19 protein-coding genes are annotated in these 17,047 nt (G+C 72.0%); 1 reads left to right on the top strand and 18 read right to left on the bottom strand.

Going from position 1 to position 17,047, the window contains the following annotated elements; all coding sequences use genetic code 11:
* Positions 1-66: 66 nt before the first annotated feature.
* Genes priA through hisD form a run of 6 tightly spaced genes read right to left on the bottom strand, consistent with a single transcriptional unit; the run spans position 67 to position 4,702 of the window.
* Complete coding sequence (priA, locus tag ACYVP9_RS04630) at positions 67-786, bottom strand: 1-(5-phosphoribosyl)-5-[(5-phosphoribosylamino)methylideneamino] imidazole-4-carboxamide isomerase (protein WP_460603520.1); 720 nt, start codon at positions 784-786, stop codon at positions 67-69.
* Positions 783-1,118, bottom strand: coding sequence for a hypothetical protein (locus tag ACYVP9_RS04625; protein WP_460603519.1), 336 nt, complete (start codon positions 1,116-1,118; stop codon positions 783-785). Before ACYVP9_RS04625 ends, priA begins: the two co-directional genes overlap by 4 nt.
* Positions 1,115-1,717, bottom strand: coding sequence for an imidazole glycerol phosphate synthase subunit HisH (gene hisH / locus ACYVP9_RS04620; protein ID WP_460604289.1), 603 nt, complete (start codon positions 1,715-1,717; stop codon positions 1,115-1,117). Before hisH ends, ACYVP9_RS04625 begins: the two co-directional genes overlap by 4 nt.
* Complete coding sequence (hisB, locus tag ACYVP9_RS04615; protein WP_460603518.1) at positions 1,717-2,310, bottom strand: imidazoleglycerol-phosphate dehydratase; 594 nt, start codon at positions 2,308-2,310, stop codon at positions 1,717-1,719. The genes hisH and hisB overlap by 1 nt, the downstream gene beginning before the upstream one ends.
* Positions 2,307-3,401 carry a histidinol-phosphate transaminase gene (locus ACYVP9_RS04610; RefSeq protein ID WP_460603517.1) on the bottom strand — a complete coding sequence of 365 codons (1,095 nt, stop codon included), beginning with the start codon at positions 3,399-3,401 and terminating at the stop codon, positions 2,307-2,309. Before ACYVP9_RS04610 ends, hisB begins: the two co-directional genes overlap by 4 nt.
* A complete protein-coding gene (hisD, locus tag ACYVP9_RS04605) occupies positions 3,398-4,702 on the bottom strand; it encodes a histidinol dehydrogenase (protein ID WP_460604287.1) in 1,305 nt (434 codons plus the stop codon). Before hisD ends, ACYVP9_RS04610 begins: the two co-directional genes overlap by 4 nt.
* Positions 4,703-4,766: 64 nt before the next feature.
* Here hisD and ACYVP9_RS04600 point away from each other — a divergent pair, with 64 nt between their 5' ends.
* Positions 4,767-5,447 (top strand): LON peptidase substrate-binding domain-containing protein, encoded by a 681-nt coding sequence (locus ACYVP9_RS04600; protein ID WP_460603516.1) that lies wholly within the window; start codon positions 4,767-4,769, stop codon positions 5,445-5,447.
* Here the strand turns inward: ACYVP9_RS04600 and ACYVP9_RS04595 are convergent.
* From ACYVP9_RS04595 to ACYVP9_RS04540, 12 genes are all read right to left on the bottom strand, one after another.
* Positions 5,358-6,059, bottom strand: a complete 702-nt coding sequence (locus ACYVP9_RS04595; RefSeq protein ID WP_460603515.1) for a hypothetical protein — start codon at positions 6,057-6,059, stop codon at positions 5,358-5,360. The genes ACYVP9_RS04600 and ACYVP9_RS04595 overlap by 90 nt on opposite strands.
* Positions 6,056-6,601 (bottom strand): hypothetical protein, encoded by a 546-nt coding sequence (locus tag ACYVP9_RS04590; RefSeq protein ID WP_460603514.1) that lies wholly within the window; start codon positions 6,599-6,601, stop codon positions 6,056-6,058. Before ACYVP9_RS04590 ends, ACYVP9_RS04595 begins: the two co-directional genes overlap by 4 nt.
* A gap of 21 nt (positions 6,602-6,622) precedes the next feature.
* Positions 6,623-7,021, bottom strand: coding sequence for a DUF427 domain-containing protein (locus ACYVP9_RS04585; RefSeq protein WP_460603513.1), 399 nt, complete (start codon positions 7,019-7,021; stop codon positions 6,623-6,625).
* 34 nt (positions 7,022-7,055) lie between these two features.
* Positions 7,056-10,571, bottom strand: a complete 3,516-nt coding sequence (dnaE, locus tag ACYVP9_RS04580; protein ID WP_460604286.1) for a DNA polymerase III subunit alpha — start codon at positions 10,569-10,571, stop codon at positions 7,056-7,058.
* A 169-nt stretch (positions 10,572-10,740) separates the two neighbouring features.
* On the bottom strand, positions 10,741-11,217 hold the full coding sequence (locus ACYVP9_RS04575) for a hypothetical protein (protein WP_460603512.1): 477 nt from the start codon (positions 11,215-11,217) through the stop codon (positions 10,741-10,743).
* 2 nt (positions 11,218-11,219) lie between these two features.
* Positions 11,220-11,582 (bottom strand): response regulator, encoded by a 363-nt coding sequence (locus ACYVP9_RS04570; protein WP_460603511.1) that lies wholly within the window; start codon positions 11,580-11,582, stop codon positions 11,220-11,222.
* On the bottom strand, positions 11,579-12,067 hold the full coding sequence (locus ACYVP9_RS04565) for a chemotaxis protein CheX (protein ID WP_460603510.1): 489 nt from the start codon (positions 12,065-12,067) through the stop codon (positions 11,579-11,581). Before ACYVP9_RS04565 ends, ACYVP9_RS04570 begins: the two co-directional genes overlap by 4 nt.
* Entirely contained in the window at positions 12,064-12,432 is a 369-nt protein-coding gene (locus ACYVP9_RS04560) for a response regulator (RefSeq protein WP_460603509.1), read from the bottom strand. The genes ACYVP9_RS04565 and ACYVP9_RS04560 overlap by 4 nt, the downstream gene beginning before the upstream one ends.
* A 13-nt stretch (positions 12,433-12,445) precedes the next feature.
* The gene (locus tag ACYVP9_RS04555; RefSeq protein ID WP_460603508.1) at positions 12,446-13,270 is read right to left on the bottom strand and encodes a CheR family methyltransferase; all 825 of its coding nucleotides are present in this window, start codon (positions 13,268-13,270) and stop codon (positions 12,446-12,448) included.
* Entirely contained in the window at positions 13,267-14,427 is a 1,161-nt protein-coding gene (locus ACYVP9_RS04550; RefSeq protein ID WP_460603507.1) for a protein-glutamate methylesterase/protein-glutamine glutaminase, read from the bottom strand. Before ACYVP9_RS04550 ends, ACYVP9_RS04555 begins: the two co-directional genes overlap by 4 nt.
* A 99-nt stretch (positions 14,428-14,526) precedes the next feature.
* Entirely contained in the window at positions 14,527-15,393 is an 867-nt protein-coding gene (locus ACYVP9_RS04545; RefSeq protein ID WP_460603506.1) for a hypothetical protein, read from the bottom strand.
* 75 nt (positions 15,394-15,468) lie between these two features.
* Entirely contained in the window at positions 15,469-17,007 is a 1,539-nt protein-coding gene (locus tag ACYVP9_RS04540; RefSeq protein WP_460603505.1) for a GAF domain-containing protein, read from the bottom strand.
* Positions 17,008-17,047 lie beyond the last annotated feature (40 nt).

Genomic DNA, 17,047 nt, shown 5'->3' with positions numbered 1-17,047 from the left:
GGTCCCGGGCGTGTTAGCCGGTAGGCGGGACGGACACTCCTCGCGGAGGCCAGGCGTCCCGCACGGTCAGCGGACGGCGGCGAGCGCCTCGGGCAGCGTGAACGCCCCCGCGTAGAGCGCCTTGCCGACGATGGCGCCCTCGACGCCCAGGTCGGTGAGCGACGCCAGCGCGACCAGGTCGTCGAGGGACGAGACTCCCCCGCTGGCCACGACGGGCTTGTCCGTACGGGCGCAGACGTCGCGCAGCAGCTGCAGGTTCGGGCCCTGCAACGTGCCGTCCTTGGTGACGTCCGTGACGACGTAGCGGGTGCAGCCGTCCGCGTCGAGGCGGGCGAGCGTCTCCCAGATGTCCCCGCCGTCCTGGGTCCACCCCCGGGCAGCGAGGGTCGTGCCGCGCACGTCCAGGCCGACGGCGATGCGGTCGCCGTACTCGCCGATCGCCTTGCGTACCCACTCGGGCGACTCGAGGGCGGCGGTGCCCAGGTTCACCCGACGGCAACCCGTGGCGAGCGCGGCCTCGAGCGAGGCGTCGTCACGGATGCCGCCCGAGAGTTCGACGGCCACGTCGAGGCGTCCGACGACCTCGGCGAGCAGCTCGCGGTTGTCGCCGCGGCCGAACGCCGCGTCGAGGTCGACGAGGTGGATCCACTCGGCGCCGTCGGTCTGCCACTGCAGGGCGGCGTCCAGAGGCGCGCCGTAGTCGGTCTCCGACCCGGCCGCACCCTGCACGAGGCGGACGGCTTTGCCGTCGGCGACGTCGACGGCGGGCAGCAGGGTCAGGGTCACGGTTTCCTCCGGTCGAAGAACAGCAGGGCGAACATCGGCAGCGCGATCACGAGCACGAGGGCGGTCGCGACGGTGGCCGCGGCCGATCGGGTGAACACGAACATCAGGGCCAGTACGACCACGGCGAGCATGACGAGCACCGCGGTGCGTTCGCGGGTCTCGCGGCGCTGGTTCGTGTTCTGCCACAGGCGCAGCCGGCGCCAGGTGAGTGCGCGCTGCTCCCGGCGACGGCGCACGAGCGCGTCCCGCTCGCGCCGCTGCCGCTGCTCGGCCTCGCGTTCGGCGGCGGCCACCTCACGCGCGGCGCGCGCCCGGGCCCGGTCCTTGCTCAAATCGAGTCGAGCCAGTTCTCGAGCAGGGCGGCGCCGGCATCGCCCGACTTCTCCGGGTGGAACTGGGTGGCGCTGACCGGCCCGCGTTCGACGGCGGCGACGAAGGGTTCGCCGTGGGTGGTCCAGGCGATGTCGCCCTCGGTGTCGTGCGCGGCGTAGGAGTGCACGAAGTAGAAGCGGGTTCGATCGTCCAACCCACTGAACAGCGTCGAGCCCTGCGGTGCGGCCACCGTGTTCCAGCCCATGTGCGGACGGATGGGCGCCCGCAGCTGCTCGACCCGTCCGGGGAGCACGCCGAGACCGACGGACTCGACGCCGTGCTCGACGCCGGCGGTGAACAACACCTGCATGCCGACGCAGATGCCGAGCAGCGGACGCCCGGAGCGCACCCTGGTCTGCACGATGGTCTCGCCGCCGACGGCGTGCAGCCCGGCCATGCACGCGGCGTAGGCGCCGACGCCGGGCACGACGAGACCGTCGCAGTTGTCGGCGGCCTCGCGGTCGGCGGTGACGGTGACCTGCGCACCGACGCGCTCGAGGGCGCGCTGCGCCGAACGCAGGTTGCCCGAGCCGTAGTCGAGGACGGTGACGCGCTTGATTACAGGACGCCCTTCGTGGACGGCACGCCCTGAACCCGCGGGTCGTGCTCGGCGGCGGCGCGCAGCGCCCGGGCCACGGCCTTGTACTGCGCCTCGGTGACGTGGTGCCAGTCGCGGCCGGCGTGCACGGTCACGTGCAGCGCGATCGCCGCGTGGTACGTGAACGACTCGAAGACGTGCCGGGTGAGCGTGGTGGCGTACTGCGTGCCGATCATCGGCGGGGCGCCGTCGGGTTCGGTGTGCACGAGGTAGGGGCGTCCGGACAGGTCGACGGCCGCGTGCACGAGGCACTCGTCCATGGGGATCGTGGCATCGCCGAAGCGGCGGATGCCCGCCTTGTCGCCCGCGGCCTGCGCGAACGCCTGGCCCAGCGCGATGGCGGAGTCCTCGACCGTGTGATGGGCGTCGATGTGCAGGTCGCCCTCGACCTGCACGGTGAGGTCGAACAGCCCGTGCTTGCCGAACGAGCTCAGCATGTGGTCGTAGAAGCCGACGCCGGTCGAGACGTCGGTGCGTCCGCTGCCGTCGAGGTCGATCTCGACGAGCACCTTCGTCTCTTTCGTGGCCCGTTCGATACGGCCGGTACGGCTCATGACGTCACCTCGTCGAGTGCGGTGCGGAAGGCGGACATCTCGTCCGGCGTGCCGATCGAGACCCGCAACCAGCCCTCGGGACCGGTCTCACGGATCAGGACACCACGGTCGAGCAGCCCCTGCCAGACGGCGTGCCGGTCGGCGAAGGTGCCGAACAGCACGAAGTTCGCGTCGGAGTCGGCCGCCTGCAGGCCGCGGCCGCGCAGCCACGACACGGTGCGGTCGCGCTCGCCGCGCAGGTCGTCGACGCGGGCGAGCAACTCGTCGGCGTGGGCGAGAGCCACACGCGCCACCGCCTGCGACACCGCGGACAGGTGGTACGGCAACCGCACGATGCGCACCGCGTCGACGACGGCCGGGTCGGCGGCCAGGTAGCCCAGACGTCCGCCGGCCAGCGCGAAGGCCTTGCTCATCGTGCGAGTGACGACGAGGTGCGGGTACTGCGCCAGCAGGGTCGCCGCGCTGCGCACGCCCTCGCGGCGGAACTCGCCGTAGGCCTCGTCGACGACGACCACGCCGGGTGCGGCGTCGAGGACGGCCGTGATGTCGTCGAGCGGCAGCGCCGTCCCCGTCGGGTTGTTCGGCGAGGCGAGCAGCACGACGGACGGCTGGTGCTCGGCGATGAGCTCGAGAGCGTGACCGACGTCGATGGTGAAGTCGTCGGCACGGCGACCCAGCACCCAGAAGGTGTGGGTGTCGCGGGCGTACTCGGGATACATCGAGTACGTCGGCGCGAACGAGACCGCCGTGCGGTCGGGGCCGCCGAACGCGAGCAGCAGCTGCTGCATGATCTCGTTGGACCCGTTCGCCGCCCACAGGTTCGCGGCCCCGAGTGCGACGCCGGCGTCGCGGGACAGGTAGGCCGCCAGGTCGGCGCGCAGGGCGTCGCAGTCGCGATCGGGATAGCGGTTGAGCGTGCGCGCGGTCTCGGCCACCGCGGACGCGACGTCGGCGACGACCGCCTCGCTCGGGCCGTAGGGGTTCTCGTTGGTGTTCAGGCGGACGGGCACCTCGAGCTGCGGCGCCCCGTACGGCTTCGCGCCGCGCAGCTCGGGGCGCAGCAGCAGTTCGACGTCCAGGTGCGCGTTCACGTCTGTCGCACGGCCACGGCCTGGCCGTGTGCCGGGAGGTCCTCGGCCTCGGCCAGGGCGATGACGTGCGGGGCGACCTCGGCCAGCGCCTCGGCCGAGTACTCGACGAGGTGCAGGCCCTTGAGGAACGACTGCACCGACAGCCCGGAGGCGTGGCGCGCCGTGCAGCCGGTCGGGAGCACGTGGTTCGAGCCGGCGCAGTAGTCGCCGAGGCTGACCGGCGCGTGCGGGCCGACGAAGATGCATCCGGCGTTGCGGACGCGCTCGGCCCACCGCCGGGCGTCCGTGGTGATGATCTCGAGGTGTTCGGCGGCGTAGGCGTCGACGACGGCCAGGCCCTGCTCGAGGTCGCGGACGATCACGGTCGCCGACTGGACGCCGCCCAGGGCCTCGGTGACCCGCTCGGTGTGCTTGGTGGCGGCGACCTGCGTGGCCACCTCGGCGTCGACGGCGTCGGCCAGCTCGATCGAGTCGGTGACGAGCACGGACGCCGCGAGGGTGTCGTGCTCGGCCTGGCTGATCAGGTCGGCGGCCACGTGGCGCGGGTCGGCGGTGGCGTCGGCGAGGACGGCGATCTCGGTCGGGCCCGCCTCGGAGTCGATGCCCACGCGGCCCTGGACGAGCCGCTTGGCGGCCGCGACGTAGACGTTGCCCGGGCCGGTGATGACGTCGACCGGTTCGATGCCGAGCGACAGGTCGCCGTACGCAGCCAGCCCGACGGCCTGGGCACCACCGACGGCATAGACCTCGTCGACGCCGAGCAGCGCGCACGCGGCGAGGATCGTGGGGTGCGGACGGCCGTCGAAGGCCTGTTGCGCGGGGGTGAAGACCGCGATCGACTCGACGCCGGCGACCTGCGCGGGCACGACGTTCATGACCACGCTGGACGGGTACACGGCGAGCCCGCCCGGCACGTAGAGCCCGACGCGCTGCACCGGCACCCACCGCTCGGTGACGGTGCCGCCGGGCACGACCTGCACCTCGACGGTGTCGCGGCGCTGCGCCTCGTGCACGATGCGGGCGCGGCGGACGGACTCGGTCAGCGCCGCCCGGACCGCCGGGTCGAGGTCGGCCAGCGCCTTCTCGAGCGCGGCCTCCTCGACGCGCGGCTGCGGGACGTCGACCCCGTCGAAGCGAAGCGTCGCCTCGCGGACGGCGGCGTAGCCGCGCCCCTCGACGTCGGCCAGCAGCGGCGCCACCGTCGCGACCGCGGCATGCACGTCGACCCCCGCGCGCGGCAGCGCGCCGCGCAGCTCGCCGGCGGTACCGGCGAAGTCGGTGAGGTCGAGTCGGCGGAGCAACGGTTGGGCCACGAGCCCCAGTTTACGGACGCCCGCTCGTCGGCCCGGGCACTAGCGTGGGGACGTGCCCGAGGTCATCCCGCTGTTCCCGCTGAGTCACGTCTTGCTGCCGGGAATGCCGCTGCCGCTGCACATCTTCGAGCGGCGCTACCGGGAGCTGCTGTCCGACATCGCCGAGGCACCCACCGGCCCGGTGTTCGGGGTGGTGGCGCTGCGCGCCGGCACCGAGGCGATGACCCGGCACGTGCGCCACGGCGAGATGCCCGAGGTCGAGCCGATCGGCACCACGGCCGAGATCCTCGAGATCGAGACGTCCGACGACGGCACGTCCGACCTGCTGTCCGTCGGCAGCCGCCGCTTCGAGGTCCGCCAGCTGCTCACCGTCGGCAAGCCCTACCTGCGCGCCGAGGTCGAGTTCCTCGACGAACCGGACGGCGACCTGACCCTCGAGCAGGAGGACCGGGCGCGGGAGCTGATCGACGTGTACGACGCCATCCTGCTGCGACTCGCCGGCCGCGGCACCGGCACCGAACTGCCCCGCGACGCCAACCAGCTGTCCTACCAGCTGGCGGCCCGGCTGCCGTTGCCGCCGGACGAGAAGCAGCAGCTGCTGTCCGACGGCACCACCGCCGAGCGCCTGACCCGGGTGACGCGCCTACTGCGGCGGGAGATCTCGCTGCTGCAGGCGACCCGGAGCATTGCCGTCTCCCCCGCCGTACTGCGGCTGTCCACCGGCACCAACTGACGGGTCGGCCGGGTACGGCGCCTGTCCCGGCAGGGGCGGCGGCACCGGCTGCATCGCGAACCGTGCCTGGTAGGCGGCCCTCGCGGCGTGGGCCTGCTCGCGCGCCGGGTCGGGCCGGCCGAGGTCGTCGTGGGCGGTGAACGACACGAGCACGGCGTAGACGAGCACGGCCAGCCCCGCCTGCAGGAACATCAGCCCCGGGATGTGCACGGTCAGCGGCAGCTGGTCGATGATCGTGTTCGGACGGCCCTCGTCGGTGCCGCCGCCGAGCACGCGTCCGACCAGCCAGGTGAGACCGGCGCCTGCGGTGCCGCCGAGCGCGAGGGCGAGCAGCATCGGCAGGCCGCGGGTGCTGCGCCAGGACCAGGCGACCACGGCGCTGAGCAGGCCGGCGGCGCCCACGAGCACGAGGTACCGGCCGTCGCCGCCGATCCACGACTCGGACTCCTCGACCTGGATGGCACCGGGCCGGACGATCAGACCCCGCGGACGCTCGGGCGCCCACCACTGCCACGCCACGCCCAACAGCACGCCCAGCACCACGAGCGCGCCGGCGGCGATGGCGGCCGCTTTCAGCTCCTGACGGCGCGCGGCGGTGAGCGGCCCGCTCACCGGACGGCTCCCGCCCGCTGCAGCAGCAGGTGGAGCTGGTCGACGCGGGCCTGCGACACGGCGCGTTCGACGTCGAAACGGCGCAGCCGCGCCAGCGTGTCCTCGCGGCGGCGGGCCCGCAGCAGACGCAGCGCCAGCAACGGCAGCGTGGCGGTGCGCGACGGCAGTCCCACCCGGCGCAACTCGGCCAGCACCTCGGGTGCCGCGCCGTCGACCACCTCGTGCAGCTGCGTGCCGAGCTCGCCGTGCTCCGCGGCCGCCATCACCCGGTTCAGCACGAAGCGCAGCAGCGCGCGCATCGCCAGCACGCCCAGCATCACCAGCACGAGCAGCACGGTGACCACGGTCAGGTGCAGCACCAGCTGGCAGACGACGGCCAGCGCGAGCAGCACCACGGCGAGGCCGAGCAGGGTCCAGGACACCCGCTGCAGCACCACCCGTCCGACGACGAAGCGCGACAGCGCCCACCGGCTGAACGGGTCGCCCTGCCGGAACGCGCCGACATCGGGCTCCTGCGGGCCGACGGGCAGCTGGGGTTCCACGCGGCCGAGACTACCCAGGCTCTACCGGGAAACAGCTGGGTCGGCGACGCCGACCGCGACCGTCACCCGGTCCTGGTAGAACGCGATGTGGCCGAGCAACTCGGCCACCTGCGGGTAGGGCTCGGCGTAACCCCACGCGACCGGCTCGGTGCCGTCGGCGAGACGCCAGTAGTGGGCCCAGCCCTTGTACGGGCAGCGGGTGCTGTCGTCGGTCGGGGTGAGCGCGCTCAGGTCGACGTCACGCTCGGGCACGTAGACGACCAAGCCGTGGTCCTGCTCGTCGACGACGATCGGCGACGTGGTGTCGGCGAGCACGCGGTCGCCCGCCGTCACCCGGACGCGGTTGCGGCGCCGCAGCAGGTCGACGCGGTAGTCGGGGCGGGTGTCGTAGCCGGTCTCGACCGGCGTGCTCGTGGTCATGTGGTGGCAACCGCGGCCGTGGGCGAGGTGTTCCTCACGCCGCGAGGGCAGCCGGGCCCAGCAGCGCCTTGAGGTCGCCCATCAAGGCCGCGGACGGGGTGACGCGGTAGCCGTCACCCAGCCGCAGCGTGTGCACCTTCTCGCCGCTCACGAGGGTCAGGTGCACCTCGGTGGTGCCCGGGTGCTGGGCGAGGATGTCCTTCAGCCGGTCGACCATCGGGGGCGTGCACCGCGCGGTGGCCATGGTGACCTTGACCGGGCCGCGCTCGCCGTCGGCGGCGGTGACGTCGATCGGGGTCACGTCGCTGGCGATGAACTTGACGGTGTCCTCGCGGGCGTCCGTCCGCCCCTTGATCGCGACGATGGCGTCCTCGGCGACGGTCAGCGCCACCTGCGCGTAGGTGGCGGGGAAGAACATGACCTCGATCGAGCCGTCGAGGTCCTCGAGCTGGGCGCTCGCCCACGGCGCGCCCGCCTTCGTGACGCGGCGGCTGACTCCGGACAGGATGCCGGCGAGCGTCATCGTCTGCGCCTCGGCCTGGCCCTCGGCCTGCACCGAGGCGATCGTGCCGTCGGCGGTGGTCGCCAGCACGTGTTCGAGCCCGAACAGCGGGTGGTCGGACACGTAGAGGCCGAGCATCTCGCGTTCGAACTGCAGCTCGACCTTCTTGTCCCACTCGACCTCGGCGACGCGGACGGCGAAGACGTCGTCGTCTGCGGCCGTCGCGGGCTCGTCGCCGAACCCGGCGAACAGGTCGAACTGGCCGTTGGCCTCGTTGCGCTTGATGTCGAGCACCGCGTCGACGGCGGGCTCGAACACGTTCATCAGGCCGCGGCGCGGGTGGCCGAGCGAGTCGAAGGCGCCGCCCTTGATCAGCGCCTCGATGGTGCGCTTGTTGCACACCACCGCCTCGACCTTCTTGAGGAAGTCACCGAAGTCGACGTAGGGACCCTGCTCGCCCTCGCGGCCGCGGACGATCGCCGACACCACGTTGGCGCCGACGTTGCGGATCGCGGTGAGGCCGAAGCGGATGTCGGTGCCGACGGCGGTGAACATGGCCGCCGACGAGTTCACGCACGGCGGCAGCACCTTGATGCCCATGCGGCGGCACTCGCCGAGGTAGAGGGCCATCTTGTCGCGGTCGTCCTTGACCGACTGCAGCAGCGCGGCCATGTACTCGGCCGGGTAGTGGGCCTTGAGGTAGGCCGTCCAGTACGAGATGACGCCGTACGCGGCCGAGTGCGCCTTGTTGAACGCGTAGTCGGCGAACGGGACGAGGATGTCCCACAGCTTCTTGATCGCGGGCTTGGTGAAGCCACGCTCGATCATGCCGGCCTCGAAGCCGACGAACTCCTTCTCGAGGACCTCGCGCTTCTTCTTGCCCATTGCCCGGCGCAGGTTGTCGGCCTGGCCGAGCGTGAAGCCGGCGAGCTCCTGCGCGATCGACATGACCTGCTCCTGATAGATGATCAGGCCGTAGGTCGTGCCGAGGATCGGTGTCAGCGCTTCGGTGAGCTCGGCGTCGACGTACTCGATCGGCTGGCGGCCGTTCTTGCGCAGCGCGTAGTTGGTGTGGCTGTCGGCGCCCATCGGACCCGGGCGGTAGAGCGCGATGACGGCCGAGATGTCCTCGAAGTTGTCGGGCTGCATCAACCGCAGCAGCGACCGGAGGGGGCCGGAGTCGAGCTGGAAGACGCCGAGCGTGTCGCCGCGGCACAGCAGCTCGTAGGTCTCGGGGTCGTCGTACGGCAGGTTCTCGAGGACGAGGTCGATGCCCCGGTTGGCCTTGATGTTGTCGACGGCGTCGCCGAGGACGGTGAGGTTGCGCAGGCCGAGGAAGTCCATCTTGACCAGCCCGAGTGCCTCGCACATCGGGTAGTCGAACTGGGTGATGATCGCGCCGTCCTGCTCGCGCTTCATGATCGGCACGACGTCGACGAGCGGGGCGCTCGACATGATCACGCCGGCGGCGTGCACGCCCCAGTTGCGGATCTGTCCCTCGAGGCCGAGCGCGGTCTCGTAGATCTTCTTGACGTCGGGGCTGGTGTTGGCGAGCTCGCGGAACTCGCCGCCCTCGCCGTAGCGCGGGTGGTCGGTGTCGTACAGCGCGCCCAGCTTGATGCCCTTGCCCATGACGTCGGGCGGCAGCACCTTGGTGATCGTGTCGGACATCTTGAAGTCGTAGTCGAGGACGCGGGCGGCGTCCTTGATCGCGGCCTTCGCCTTGAGCCGCCCGAAGGTGGCGATGTAGGCGACGCGGTCGCTGCCGTACTTCTCGGTGACGTAGCGGATGACCTCGGCGCGCCGGCGCTCGTCGAAGTCGATGTCGAAGTCGGGCATGGACGGGCGCTCGGGGTTGAGGAACCGCTCGAAGATCAGCCCGTGCTGCAGCGGGCACAGGTCGGTGATGCGCAGCGCGTACGCCGCGATCGAACCCGCGCCCGACCCGCGGCCCGGACCGACGCGGATGCCGTTGTCCTTGGCCCACTGGATGAAGTCGGCGACGACGAGGTAGTAGCCGCAGTAGCCCTTGGCCGCGATGACCTCGAGCTCCATGTCGACGCGGTCCTTGACCTCGGCGGTGAGCTTCTCGCCGGGGTAGCGGTTCTCGATGCCGCGCCAGACCTCCTGGCGGAACCAGGACTCCTCGGTCTCGCCCTCGGGGACGTCGGCGCGGGCCATGAAGCCGCCGGTCGACTCGGTGAACTCGACGTCGCAGCGCTCGGCGATCAGCAGCGTGTTGTCGCACGCCTCGCGCATGTCGAACTTGTCGACCCAGAGCTCGCGCATCTCGGCGGCGGACTTGATGTAGTAACCGCCGCCGTCGAACTTCAGCCGGTTCGGGTCGGACAACCGCTTGCCCGAGGCGACGCAGATGAGCGCGTCGTGGGCGGCGGCGTCGTCGGGGTGGTTGTAGTGGGAGTCGTTGGTGGCGACCGGCGGGATGCCGAGCTCCTTGCCCAGGCGCAGCAGGTCGTCGCGCACGCGGCGCTCGATCTCGATGCCGTGGTCCATGAGCTCGAGGAAGAAGTTCTGCTTGCCGAAGATGTCCTGGAACTCGGCCGCGGACTTCTTCGCCTCGTCGTACTGGCCCAGGCGCAGCCGGGTCTGGATCTCGCCCGACGGGCAGCCCGTGGTGGCGATGAGCCCCTCGTGGTACTCGTGCAGCAGCTCGCGGTCGGCGCGCGGCTTGTAGTAGAAACCCTCGAGGCTCGAGCGGGAGGACAGCCGGAACAGGTTGTGCATGCCGACGGTGCTCTCGGCCCACATGGTCATGTGCGTGTAGGCGCCGCCGCCGGCGACGTCGTCGCCGCCCTCCTCCGCGGTGCCGCCGCGGCCCCACCGGGTGCGGGCCCGCAGTGACCGCGGGGTGTTCGGGGTCAGGTAGGCCTCGATGCCGATGATCGGCTTGACGCCGTGCTTGCGGGCCTTGGACCAGAAGTCGTAGGCGCCGTGCAGGTTGCCGTGGTCGGTCATGGCGATGGCCGGCATGCCGAGCTCGGCGGTGCGCGTGAACAGGCCGTCGAGCAGCGACGCGCCGTCGAGCATCGAATACTCGGTGTGCACATGCAGATGCACGAACTGATCGCTCGAACCGCTCACCACACAGGCGATTCTGGCACCCCCCACCGACACCCCTCGGCGTGTCGCCGAGGTGTGTCGGTCCGGGTCTCTCGACCTCCGGTGGAGGGTTACCCGGCGCGAGGGGTGGACGTGCTCAGAGCAGGACGACCGACCAGGCGCCGGTGCCGTAGTTGGCGATGCTGACCGTCAGGTCGAGCCGGTTGGCCGGGTGGGCGGCGAGCTCGGCGGCGTCCGACGGCGCGCCCGCCAGTCCCGGCGAGCTCGCGACCAGCCGCAGGTGCTCGTCGCAGTGCTCGTTCAGGACGCTGGCGAAGACGTTGAACACCTCGCTGAGGTTGTCGAACACCGTCGGCGAGAGCACGCCGTCCTCGATGGCCGCCTCGGCACCGCCCTTGGGGATCAGCGCGATGGACGTCCCGAGGAACGCCGCGAGCGGCAGGTCCGCCAGCACGACGGCGGCCAGCCGGCCGAGGTCGGTGTGGTAGACGCCGACGCCGGCGCACGAGCCCGGCGGTACCGGGTGCCCGAGCGCGACGTCGACGTCGCGGCCGAGCATGCCCTCGAGCAGGTCCTTGACCGCCTTGGGGTCGGGAAGGGTCGTGGTCGCCATCGTCAGACCCCGGCGGTCGCGAGCACGTCGCTGAACGTGTCGGGCGTGAACGGCTTCGCGATGAGCCCCAGAGCCCCGGCGGCGGCGGCCTGGCTGCGCATGTCCTCGGACCCCTCGGAGGTCACGAAGGCGAAGGGGACGGTGTTGCCCGCGGCCCGCAGGGCGCGCAGGAACTGGATTCCGGTCATGTTCGGCATGTTCCAGTCCGACAGCACGAGATCGGGGTTCTCGGCCGACACCTTGGCGAGCGCGTCGGCGCCGTCCTCGGCCTCGACGATGTCCCAGCCGGAGTAGCCGGCCTGGCGCAGGGTGCGGATGACGATCTGCCGCATCACGCGGCTGTCGTCGGCGATGATGACCTTCACGGTGACTCCTCGAGCGGGGTAGCGGGCAGCGGGCTGACGAGCAGGGTGGCGCGGCCGTCCGGCCAGAAGACGTCGACGACGCAGGTCGGGTCGGTGCCGGCCTCGATGACCTCGCCCGCACCCACCTCGGGCAGCGTCAGGCGCGACTCGCCCAGTCCGAGCGACTTCACGTTGCCGCCGACGATGTTCGCCAGTTCGCCGAGGGCGTCCGAGACGGCCTCGTCGTCGACCGCGGCGTCGTCGGCGAGCTTGAACAGGCGGCGGGTCAGCGACGCGGCCGACTGCGGGTCGCAGCGCACCACGACCACCCCGGTGGCGTCGCCCTCGATCGAGACGCGGCCGGCCAGGTCGTCACCCGCGGTGGGCAGCACGTCCTCGGCGGGGACGGCAATCGCGTCCTCGGCGACGAAGGTCGTCCAGACGTCGGTCGTGATGGTGCCGAGCGCGTCGACGTCGACCTCGATCGGCGCGGTGGGCGCGCTCACGCGACACCCGCCGGAGCCAGGCCCAGCAGGCTGAGCTTGTCGAGCATCGCGTCGGCCGTGAACGGCTTGATGAGGTATTCGTGGGCGCCCGCCGCGAGCGCGCGGACGATCTGCCCGTGCTCGCTCTCGGTGGTCACCATCATGAGCGTCATCGCGCGCAGCTCGACCCGGGAACGGACCGCGGTCACGAACTCGAGGCCGGTCATGACCGGCATGTTCCAGTCGATGCACGCGAGCTCGGGACGCGCTCCGGCATCGAGCAGGTCGAGTGCGGCACGGCCGTGTTCGGCCTCGAGGGTCTCGAACCCGGCACCGGCCAGGATCGAGGACACGATGCGCCGCATGGCACGGGAATCGTCGATCACCAGGGCTTGCACGTCAGGCTCCAATCGCCGGCTGGTAGTAGGAACTGCGACCGGCCGTCGAACGACGCCAGCCCTCGTCCACACCGATGGTCACCTCGGCGGACCCGAGGAACAGGTAGGCGTCCGGACGCATCACAGCCCGCACCCGCTGCAGGATCTGCCGCTTGGTGGGGACGTCGAAGTAGATGAGCACGTTGCGCAGGAAGACGATGTCGAACGTGCCGAGCCCGGCGAAGGGGGCCGCCAGGTTCATCTGGCGCGGCTGCACCATCGCGCGCAGGCGCGGCGAGACCACCCAGTCGGTGCCCTCGCGGGTGAAGTGCTGCACGAGCCGGGCCGCGGGCATGCCCCGGTTGACCTCGAGCTGGCTGTAGCGGCCGGCGCGGGTCCGCTCGACCATCGTCGGGGACAGGTCGGTCGCGAGGATCTTCGCGCTCATCGGACGCGACGACGCGAAGTCGGCGACCTCCATCGCGATCGTGTACGGCTCCTGGCCGCTGGAGCAGGCCGCGGACCAGATCGACACCGTCCCGTCGAAGCCCGGACGGGCCGCGACGGCAGGCAGGATCGTGTTGCGCAACGCGACGAACGGGTCGCCGTCGCGGTACCACGAGGTCTCGTTCGTGGTGAGCGCGTCGACGACCTTCGCGCGCAGGGCGACGTCGCGGGCGGTGCGCACCTTGGCGACGAAGTCGTCGACGGTCGTCGTCCCGACCGACCGGGCCAGGGGTGTCAGGCGTGCCTCGACCAGGTATTCCTTGCCGGGGGCCAGCACGATCGCGCTGTCGCGCAGCACCATGTCGCGGACGAAGTCGAAGTTCTCGGCGGTGAGGGTCATCGGGAGCTCGCCAGGGTCGGGGTCGACGACGCGGCCGACAGCACGGACGTCGCGCCGGGGCCGACGCGCTTGAGGATCGCGGTGGCGACGGTGTCGAGCGGGAGGATCTCGTCGGCCAGTCCGGCAGCGGCGATGGCACCGGGCATGCCCCAGACGACCGACGTGCGCTCGTCCTGGACGAGCACGCTGCCGCCGGCGGTGCTGATGCGCCGGGCACCCTCGCGGCCGTCGTGGCCCATGCCGGTGAGTACGACGGCGAGCGTCGCCGCGCCGAAGCACGCCGCGACGCTGGCGAAGAGCACGTCCACGGCGGGACGGCAGAAGCACACCGCGGGTTTCTGGTTCAACCGGACGACGGGCGTGGCCGACGCCTCGAGTTCCATGTGGAAGTCGCCCGGCGCGATGTAGACGGTGCCCGGGGCGAGCACCTCGCCGCCCTGGGCCTCGAGGACGCGCACCTTGCAGCTGCGGTCCAGCCGCGCCGCGAACTGCGCGGTGAACACCGGCGGCATGTGCTGCACGACGACGACGGGCACGGGGAACGAGGCGGGCAGGGCCTCGAGGACGCCGGCGAGGGCCTGCGGTCCGCCGGTGGAGCAACCGATCGCGAGCACCTTGGGCGTGACGCCCGGGGCGGACGCGCGCCGCGGGGCGACGGCGGTGTGCCCGACCGACGGCGCGGACGGGCGGACGGGGGCCGTCCCCGTGCGGGTGACGGCGCTGCGCCCGAGCCCGGCGGCGGCGCCGGCGAGGGCGTGCACGCGCGGGATCAGCTGCTCGCTGACCGCCTGCATCGACTGCGCGACGCTGCCGACGTTGGCGGGCTTGGTGACGTAGTCGCTCGCGCCCGAGGCCAGCGCCTCGAGGGCGACGGCCGCGCCCGGCTCGGTGAGCGTGCTGAACATGATCACGGGCAGGCGCTTGTGCTTCGCGCGGATCGCGCGCAGCGCGGCCAGCCCGTCCATCTCCGGCATCTCGACGTCGAGCGTCACGAGGTCCGGCTGCAGCAGGTCGACCTTGGCCACCCCGAGCCGGCCGTTGACGGCCGTGCCGACGACCTCGATGTGCTCGTCGGCGGACAGGACGTCGCTGACCAGCCGGCGGACGACGACGGAGTCGTCGACGACCAGCACCCGGATGCGGCGCGGCGCGCTCACGGGGCGTCCGCGCGCGGCGTGGGAGAGGTCGGGGTGGTCACGCCCCCACCATCGGACGCCTGCGCCCCGACTTGAGGCGCTGCGACCGTCGGGTGACCGTCAGGCGGCGAGTGCCTTGTGGAGGGTCGCGGTGAGCCTGGTGGCGGCGTCCTCGCCGAGCAGGTCGGCGACGACGGTGGCCTGCACGGCGCCGCTCAGCACGTTCCATACGCCGTACGCGCCGTCGCGCGCGGTGAGGCCGGCCGCGGCGAACGCGCGGACGGTCAGCAGCTGGGCGGCGGCCGCGGGGCGCAGCCGGCCGGCGAGGTACACCGCCCAGCTGGCGTCGTGGACGGCGGCGGCCCACGCCGGGCGGGAGTCGTCACCGGCCGCGGCGCGCAGGACCGCCAGCTGCGCCGGCGTGAACGACGCGATCGCGTCGAGCAGGGCGAGGACCTCGGCGGTGCGAGGACCGAGGTCGAGGTCGTCGGTGCGCGCGGCGCCCGGGGTGATGTGCGGGACGTCCGGGCCCGCGGGGCCGGACGCGCCGTCCGCCGCCGGCGCGGTGCCGTAGCCGTGTCCGTAGTGGTCGGCCAACAGGTCGACGATCACGTCGACCGCCGCGACGGCGTCCGGGTGCTGCCACCGGATCGAGCCGCTCTCGTGCCACGTCCACGACAGGATGTCGTCGCGCACCAGGCGCACGAGCGCGTCGAAGTCGCCGAGCATGCTGGTCTCGAGCGTGCGGACGGCGCGCACCGGGATCTCCGCCGGGTCGGGCTCGTCGCGCATCGCCCGCAACACCCCGGTGACCGCCGGCACCGCGGCCGGGCGGGGCCGCGGCCCGCGCGGGACCGCGGCGAGGTCACGCAGCTGGTGTTCCTCCAGGCGCAGTGCGCCCAGCAGGATGTCGGCGAGCTCGGTGCCCCCCGCGAGCCGGCACAGGTCGAAACCCAGCACCGGCATGTTGACCAACGAGTACGTCATCGTTCTTCCCCTCCCTGCACGGACCGACGGACGCGCGGGTCCGGCGCGACGCGGGGGGACGAAGGCCAGACGTGCTCAGTCGAGTATCGCGCGGGTGACCGCAGCCTGCTCGGTGAGAACGCCGCTGATGAGCACCTGGGTCTCGTTGATCTTCTCGACCGCCTGCTTGATGTCGTTCAGCGACACCGAGACCTGCTCCACCTGGCGCTGGATGGCGCTCACCTTGGCGTCGACGTCCGTGGTCGCGCGCGCGGTCTCCGTGGCCAGTTCCTTGACCTCGCCGGCGACGACGGCGAATCCCTTGCCCGCCTCCCCGGCGCGTGCCGCCTCGATGGTGGCGTTGAGCGCGAGCAGGTTGGTCTGGGCGGCGATGCCCTGGATGACGTGCACGACGTTGCTGATCTCCTGGCTCGCGTGGCCCAGCGTGGCCATCTGCGCGTCGGCCTCGTCGGCCAGCCGGCGTCCGTTCTCGGCGACGGTGGTCGCCGAGACGACGTTGCGCTCGACCTCCTCGATCGACTGCGTGAGCTCGCTGCCCGCGCGCTGCAGCCGCTCGGCGGCCGCCATGCGCTCGAGGGCGTCGCCGAGCAGGTACGCGGTGTTGCGCAGCGCCGCTGCCCGGCTGTCGGAGATGATCAGCTTGCGGGTGGCGAAGAAGTCCATCGTGCCGACGACCTCGCCGTTGACCAGGACCGGCAGGCACACGCCCGACTTGACGCCGGCGCGCTGCGCCGCGGGGGCGCGGACGCAGTCGGTCATCTCGGCGAGGTCCTCGACGAAGTACAGATCCCGCCGCTCCCAGGTCCGTCCGGACAGGCCGACGCCCTTGGCGAACGACGCCGCCATGGTGACGTTGCGGAACTCCTGGCCGGCGTCGCCGGACTCGATCTCGAAGCGCAACACCTGCGCCGCCTCGTCCAGCTGCCAGAACGAGCCGTACTGCCAGTCGAACTCGCTGCGGATGGTCTGCAGCGCGATCTGCAGCGCCGACTGCTTGTCGTGGATGTTGGTCAGCTTGCGCAGCACCGTGGTGACGGCCTCGGTGTCCTGCGCCGCCTTGCGCTGCTTCTCGACGTCGGCGATGCGCTCGAGCGCCTGCGACACGAGCACGCCGACGCTGCGCAGCACCGCCAGCCGCTCCTCGCTCGGGTCGAGGGTCTCGGTGACGAAGAAGTCCATCGTCGCGACGACGTCCTTGCCCGAGAAGAGCGGGAAGCAGACGCCGCTGCGGACGCCGGCGCGGACGGCCGCCGGGCGGCGGACGCAGTCGTGCACCTCGCCGAGGTCGGCGACGAAGACGAGGTCACGCTGCTTCCAGGCGCGGCCGTTGAGCCCCACTCCCTCCGGGAAGCGTGCGGTGGCGGTGACCCGGGCGAACTCGTCGTCGACGCTGCCCGACTCCGCCGCGTACCGCAGCTCCCCGGCCTCGACCACCCAGTAGGAGCCGTACGCCCAGCCGAACTGCGCGCGCACGGTGTCGAGCGCGATCTGCGCCGCCTGTTCGGTGGTGGTGGCCTCCGCGAGGGCCACGACGATGCGCGACATGGTCGCGACGTCGGCGCGGGACTCGGCGACGCGCGGGTCCTCGGCGGACACCTTGTGCTTCGTGAACACGGACGTTCTCCTGACGGGCGGTGAGGTGGTGAGGGAGTGA

This window comes from Jatrophihabitans fulvus (genome assembly GCF_054781375.1).
Note: the sequence above shows the minus strand (reverse complement) of the source record. Positions and strands in the feature narration are given on the sequence as shown.

Bases quoted from the DNA above. Each gene is read 5' to 3' on its own strand.
- hisB (WP_460603518.1), bottom strand. From the start codon at position 2,310: ATGAGCCGTACCGGCCGTATCGAACGGGCCACGAAAGAGACGAAGGTG.
- ACYVP9_RS04585 (WP_460603513.1), bottom strand. From the start codon at position 7,021: ATGACCACGAGCACGCCGGTCGAGACCGGCTACGACACCCGCCCCGAC.
- dnaE (WP_460604286.1), bottom strand. From the start codon at position 10,571: ATGCTCGACGGCGCGTCGCTGCTCGACGGCCTGTTCACGCGCACCGCC.
- ACYVP9_RS04575 (WP_460603512.1), bottom strand. From the start codon at position 11,217: ATGGCGACCACGACCCTTCCCGACCCCAAGGCGGTCAAGGACCTGCTC.
- ACYVP9_RS04555 (WP_460603508.1), bottom strand. From the start codon at position 13,270: ATGACCCTCACCGCCGAGAACTTCGACTTCGTCCGCGACATGGTGCTG.
- ACYVP9_RS04545 (WP_460603506.1), bottom strand. From the start codon at position 15,393: ATGACGTACTCGTTGGTCAACATGCCGGTGCTGGGTTTCGACCTGTGC.